The organism is Candidatus Eisenbacteria bacterium (assembly GCA_016867495.1).
GTDB lineage: Bacteria > Eisenbacteria > RBG-16-71-46 > CAIMUX01 > VGJL01 > VGJL01.
In genome coordinates, this window is record VGJL01000150.1 from 1 (window position 1) to 6,173 (window position 6,173).

General features: G+C 67.5%; 4 protein-coding genes. 2 read left to right on the forward strand and 2 right to left on the reverse strand.

Annotated elements, in window-relative coordinates:
• Positions 1-434: 434 nt before the first annotated feature.
• Positions 435-1,763, forward strand: coding sequence for a 6-phosphofructokinase (locus FJY88_10935; protein MBM3287848.1), 1,329 nt, complete (start codon positions 435-437; stop codon positions 1,761-1,763).
• A gap of 10 nt (positions 1,764-1,773) precedes the next feature.
• Positions 1,774-2,469 carry a Crp/Fnr family transcriptional regulator gene (locus FJY88_10940; GenBank protein ID MBM3287849.1) on the forward strand — a complete coding sequence of 232 codons (696 nt, stop codon included), beginning with the start codon at positions 1,774-1,776 and terminating at the stop codon, positions 2,467-2,469.
• Here FJY88_10940 and FJY88_10945 read toward each other — a convergent pair.
• Positions 2,461-4,326, reverse strand: coding sequence for a methyltransferase (locus FJY88_10945; protein ID MBM3287850.1), 1,866 nt, complete (start codon positions 4,324-4,326; stop codon positions 2,461-2,463). The genes FJY88_10940 and FJY88_10945 overlap by 9 nt on opposite strands.
• A gap of 259 nt (positions 4,327-4,585) precedes the next feature.
• A partial coding sequence (locus FJY88_10950) for a hypothetical protein (GenBank protein MBM3287851.1) occupies positions 4,586-6,173 on the reverse strand: 1,588 nt, incomplete at its 5' end.

The window sequence follows — 6,173 nt, forward strand, 5'->3', positions numbered from 1 at the left end:
CGTCTGGGGAGATCCCTTCAGCGAGAAGATGTCATCCTATGGAAGGCTGGACGGCCGGGTGGAACGGGAGATCTCGATCTTCGGCCGCTCGGGATCGATCTTCCTCGAGGTCCTCAACATGACCGCGAGGAAGAACAGCGTCTCGATGATCTGGAATCGGGATCTCGACCGCCGGCGGCCGGTGCGCGGCCTGCCCCTTCTTCCATTCATCGGGATGACGGTGGCGGGCTGACCCGCGCCGCCGATCCGCGCGGGATCCTCCGCGGGATCTTCCGCGCGGGCCCTTCCGGCGGCTGGACAATCGCCGCCGCAACCGGTACGGTTTCCGGATGGCGGTCGGTCGCCTTCCCCGATCAATTCACGACCAGGACAGCAGACGGAGAATCCGGCATCGGCGCGCCCCGGGCCGCCGGGCCAGGAAGTGGGTGAACTAGATGCCGCGCAACAACCTCGTATCGAGACCCCGAAAGGGAGACCACATCCGCAGGGTCGGCATCGTCTTCGCTGGCGGGCCCGCCCCGGCGGCGAACGCCGTGATCAGCGCCGCCGCGGTCAGCTTCCTGGACGACGATCGCGAGGTCGTAGGCTTCCTGCACGGCTACGAGAACCTCCAGAAGTACCATCCCGTGACGCACAGACTCGTCCGGGAGGAACACTACAGGGAACTGACGCAGAAGGAGGTGACCGGCAGCCGCAATTCCCAGGGGATCCTGATCGGCACCTCGCGCGCCAACCCCGGCAAGGGGCTCTGTCGTGCCGAAGATCTCAACGACCCGGAGAAGACCGTCGGGCTGCGAAATGTCTACTCGGCCTTCGTGGACCTCAGGATCGACGCCCTCATCTCGATCGGCGGCGACGACACCCTGAAGACGGCGAATCTCCTCCACGAGTTCCAGAAGCGCCTTCCTCCCGAGGCGAAGAGAATCCAGATCGTCCATCTGCCGAAGACGATCGACAACGACTACCAGGGGATCGACTTCACCTTCGGCTACTTCACCGCGGTCGACTTCATCGCGAAGGAGATGAAGAACCTGCGCGCGGACGCCGAGGCTGGGCGTGTCTACTACATCGCGGAGTGCATGGGGCGCAAGGCCGGATGGCTCTCCTACGGGGTCGGGATCGCGGGCGAGGCGAACATGGTCATCTCCGTCGAGGACGTCGATCAGGGGATGATGTTCGATGACGAGGTGGTCGATCCCGCGACCGGCGGGACGCGCGCGGAGCGGCGCCTCAAGATCGAGGCGCTCGTCGATCAGATCGTGAACCTGATGATCGCCCGCGAGAGGCGCGAGGACAAGCACTTCGGCACCGTCGTCCTCGCCGAAGGGCTCGCCGAGCTGTTCCCAGAGCGCTACATACGGTGCATCCCCAAAGACGAGCACGGCAACATCTCGATCGGCAAGATCGACATCGGCAAGGAGATCGCCCGCCTCGTCGCGGAGGAGTACCGCAAGCGCACGGGAAAGGACAGGAAGGTGATCGGCCTCCAGCTCGGCTACGAGTCGCGCTGCGCCCCGCCTCACGCCTTCGACGTCATGCTCGGCAGCCAGCTCGGGATCGGCGCCTACAGGGCCCTTGTGGAGGAGAACCTCGACGGCCACATGGTGAGCGTGACCGGTCAGCTCGAGCTGACGTACGTGCCGTTCCAGCGCCTCGTCAATCCGCAGACGCTGAAGACGGAGGTGCGGTTCATCCGCCCCGACTCCGACTTCCACCTGCTCGCCCGCTTCCTCGAGAGCAGGACCGAGGTCCGCGGAGACTGAGGCGGATCCGATGTCGATGAGCGAGATGGAGAGGAAGGCGGCGATCTCCGCCCTGCGAAAGGTCCCCTTCTTCCGCGATCTGGATCAGGGAACATTGAGCGATCTGGCGCGCTCCGGCCGGCAGACGGTCTTCCAGAAGGGCGAGGAGCTGTTCCAGGAAGGGGATCCCTGCCGGGGAATGTTCATGGTCCTCTCAGGCGCGATCAAGATCTACCGGAGCGCTCCGTCCGGCCGCGAGCAGATCCTGGCGATGGAGGGGCCGGGCGGATTCGCCGCGGAGCTGCCCCTCCTTGATGGCGAACCCTATCCCGCGTCGTGCGCGGCGATCGAAGAGAGCCGAGTCCTCCATGTGCCGCGCGCCGCCTTCGAGGAGATCCTCCGCCGCAAGCCCGAGCTGGCCCTGGGGATTCTCCGCGTGCTCGGGCGCCGGCTCAGGGGCCTCGTCATGCTCGTCGAGGAGCTCTCCCTGCTCGAGGTGCCCCAGCGGCTGGCGAAGTACCTCCTGGAGATGTCCGAGCGGCGGGGACCGACCTTCACGTTGAGCCTTTCGAACCAGGAGATCGCGAACCGACTCGGGACGGTCCGCGAGATCGTCTCCCGCAACCTCCATCGCCTCGCGCAGCAAGGCGCCATCAGGATCGAGGGGCGCCGGATACAGATCGTGGATGAGAAGGCGCTCCGCGACCTCGTCGAGGAGTCACGCTAGAGCGGTTCGATCGCGTCTGAGACGCTCGCCCCACGCTGCGAGGATCGACGCGGCTTCCCGATCGTCGTGCCCCGCCAGGGAGAGGATGAGCCTCTGCGCGAGAGCGTCGTCGCGCGCGGGATCGAGAGCATCCAGCAGGGCGAGCCGATCGAGATCCTCCCGCGGGAGCGCGAGCGACCCGTCCTCCCGGAAGTGCCGAAGGTCCTCCGGCTTCGCGACCGCGCTCTGCGCGAGGAGCACCCGCGGGAAGGGGAGCTCCTCGATGTCCCTTCTCCCCAGGGGAACGCTCCCCCCGGAGAGGGCGAGCGGCCCGCGCCGGGCGCGATGGATCATCGAATGCCACGCGCTGTTGATGAGGATCGTCGCCCTTCTCAGCAGAACCTCGGCCCTCGGGCCGCGATCGCGCGGGAGGACGAGCTGCGTCCCCACCGTCCCCGCGACCTCGCCACGCTCATCGCGCGCCGCCCGGATCACTTGCGATAGTCCCGACACGACGATCTTCGGCGAGTCATACAGGGCGCGGCGGCTCTCTCCGAGGCCGGACGCGTCGCGCGGCAGGATCGGATGAAGAAGGCTCCGTCCCAGATGACGCGTCGGACCTCTTCCCCAGGTGTCCCGGTAACGATCGATTCGCCCCGAAGTGAGCAGGCGCCATCCCTCGCCCCCTTCCCTCACCTGCGCGGCCAAGCGATAGGCCTCGCCGACGGCGGCGCCCGAACGAACCAGAAAGAACTCCCCCATCTTCGGATGACCGGCCGCGACCTCCTCGAGCCGCCGTGCGTGGGGTTCGATCAGAGCCCCCCACGAGCGCTTTCCGAAAAGATGACGCTCGACGCGGCGGACCTCCGTCCCCCTGGCGATCACGCCCACCGGTTCGCGACGAGGCGAACGCTCCGCCACCCAGCCGACCATGGCGATCGCGGCGTCGGGGCAGGGCCTGTCGCCCACGAAGAGGAGGAGTTGCGTGAGGGGCATCTCGCGCTCCATCCACTCCCGCAGCCCCTCCGCGTAGCGGGCTGCGAGGAGCGCGCGCGGGACAAGAAGGGCGCATCTGCCTGCATCGGTCAGTCGATCCGCCGCGGCGCGAACGAAGGGGACGCTGCGGTCGTAAGGCCCGCGTGCCGATTCCGGATACGCCTCGCGCAGACGCCCCCGCTCCGCGGACGCGCGCGCGGTCCGCTTCTCGATCGCGTTGCCGAAGGGAGGATTCCCGCAGATCAGATCGACCCCGAATCGCTCGGCGTCCGCCAGCGAGTCGCCCAGGCGGATCCGCTCGATGAGAAGAGCCGGATCGCGCACCGCGCCCGCGAGCCACAGCGCGAGACGCGTCGCGGCGACGGCCATCGGATCGTTGTCGATGCCGTGAAGCTCTACCGCAGGCCCGAACCGCCGGGCCGCTTCCAGAAGGAAGACGCCGGCGCCGACCGCGGGATCCATGATCGACGAGGGATGCCGGCCGCCATCGGCTGAAACGACTTCGATCAGTCGTCGCGCGACCGCCGGAGGCGTCAGAAAGAGGCCTGCCTGCTTCCGCCCCGGATGGCCGGCGACCCATGCGTCCACCAGGCATTCGAGCCCGTTCCCGGCCGGGCGCTCTGCGCTCCCCCTGGTCTCGGGCGCGCCTCCTCCGCACTCCGGCGCGCCGCCATCACGCTCGGACGCGCCGCCCCCGCGCTCGGGCGCGCCTCCCGCGGGGGAGAGGCCAAGCGCGAGGCCTCCCTCGCCCCGGCCAGAGGGCAGACCGCCATGAAGGAGTTCGGGAACGTGGTCGACGCCGGCGTCCGCGCACAGGCGCGGCGCTTGCGCCTGCAGGCGCCGGAGGTGGAACAGACTGTGGTCGCGGGCGGGAGAAGACATGGCGAGTCGAACCCTGCCTCACTCCCGCCGAAGCCGCAAGCGCGAACCGCCCGGCGCAAACGGGGCCGAGCGGCTGGAGAGCAGTTTGAACGCCCCCGCAGCGCGCCTTGCGGATCCGCTCCGCCCGGTTCCTGGGCACTAGATGGAAACCCGCCGCTTCCCTTCGCCCCGCTGTGTTCGCATTCGCGGCGCGGGGCTTTGGGAAGCGGCGGGTTCCATCGGTCTCGCCCGCTCGCTCTAGAGATGCAATGAGAAGCGTCTAATGCAGCAGAATCAGCTTCTCCACGCTCCTCCCCTGCCTTGTCGAGAGCCTGGCGAAATAGACCCCGCTCCCCGCGGCTTCGCCGGCCTCGGTCCGCCCGTCCCAGACCCGCGTGTGAGGGCCGGCGGGCAAGACTCCATCGAATAGCCCCGCGACCCTGCGCCCCGCGATGTCGAAGATCTCGAGACGGATCGGCGCGTCCGCCGCGCCCGCGGAGAGCTCGAAGGCGATCTCGGTCCGCCGAGAGAATGGATTCGGCCGCGCCCGATCGATCAAGCCGGAAAGAGAGCCGGCATCGTCCCCCACCGCCGCGGGCGTGGGCGGCTCCAGCCATTCCATGATCCGCTGCAGAACGAACCTCGTGTTGTTCGGGTCCGGGTCGCTCTGGCTGATCGCGTTGTAGCTGCTCGGCATGAAGACCGACTTCGCGCCGTCTGGCATCGTGTTGCGGACCGTGGCGTGGGAGCCGTCCGGCGCAAGGAAGACGGTCGACGCGGTAGGCCCCGGAACCGCGCTGTCCCCCTTCCGCCAGGTCGGATACTGGAAGCTGAGCGGCAGGCTGATCCCATCGCCGATCGGATCGCCTGCGACGCCGTTCATCTGCGTGTAGCCGCGATCGAGGACCCAGGAGGCCACCCCGAGATAGTCCGTGATGAAGACATTCGGCGAAGCGTACTGGTTCAGGAAGGCCTGGCTGCTCAGGAAGAGACTGCCGCCGTCGTCCATGAAGGCCGCCATCGCCGCGGTGTCGTTGTCCGTGATGACCGTCCCGGTCCGCCAGCCGGTCTGCCAGACGACGTAGTCGAAGCCGGCCATGTCATCGTAGTCCGGCGAGACCTGCGCATGGCCGTTCGTGATGTCCCAGTGCTCGTACACATAGAGGAGGGCATCCAGGCCGTTCTTGATGGGAGTCTCGTAGTCGAACCCCTCGTCGTCATCCACAAAGAGCACCGCGTAGCTTCCGTTGAAGACCCGCAGATCTTTGCTCTCCGATCGCGTCGTCGCCTGCGAACTCGCCCTGCAGGTTCCCTCCCTCACCTCCCGCGCTGCATCGGTGTGGACGCGGAGCTGGAAGGCGCAGCTCTCGCTCGGATCGAGCGTGATCTGGACCGAGCCAGGATGGGGATAGGGGTCTCCACAGACGAGGAAGTCGCTATCCCAGGCCCCGAACGAGTCTGTGACCTCGAGGGTCACAACGTCGGTCGATGAACCGATGTTCGTCACCGTGCCGTTGAAGATCGCCGTGCCGTTCCCGCCGGGCACCGATCGGACTTGACGCTCGTATGCGACGGTGAAGTCCGGGACCATCGGCAGGAGCTTCCCCTGGATCATCTCCCTGTTCCCGGTGGTGGTCTGGAGGTAGGCCACGACGTGCAGCTTGGCAGGGTCCCAGCCGACGCCGACCGGAATGACCCGCTGGACCGTCCGCTCCGATCCGACCCCCGAGAGAGTGATGGTCTCGTCGTAGATGTAGCGGGTCGTGTGCTGCCAGATGTTCTGACCGCCGTATCCGCAGCACCAGTAGACGTCATCCTCGTAGAGCAGGAGAGTCGCGCGGAGATTGGTCAGCGACACAGGGTCGACG

What these genes read in the sequence shown, in the direction of transcription:
- FJY88_10935 (MBM3287848.1), top strand. Translation starts at nt 435, where the DNA reads ATGCCGCGCAACAACCTCGTATCGAGACCCCGAAAGGGAGACCACATC.
- FJY88_10940 (MBM3287849.1), top strand. Translation starts at nt 1,774, where the DNA reads ATGTCGATGAGCGAGATGGAGAGGAAGGCGGCGATCTCCGCCCTGCGA.
- FJY88_10945 (MBM3287850.1), bottom strand. Translation starts at nt 4,326, where the DNA reads ATGTCTTCTCCCGCCCGCGACCACAGTCTGTTCCACCTCCGGCGCCTG.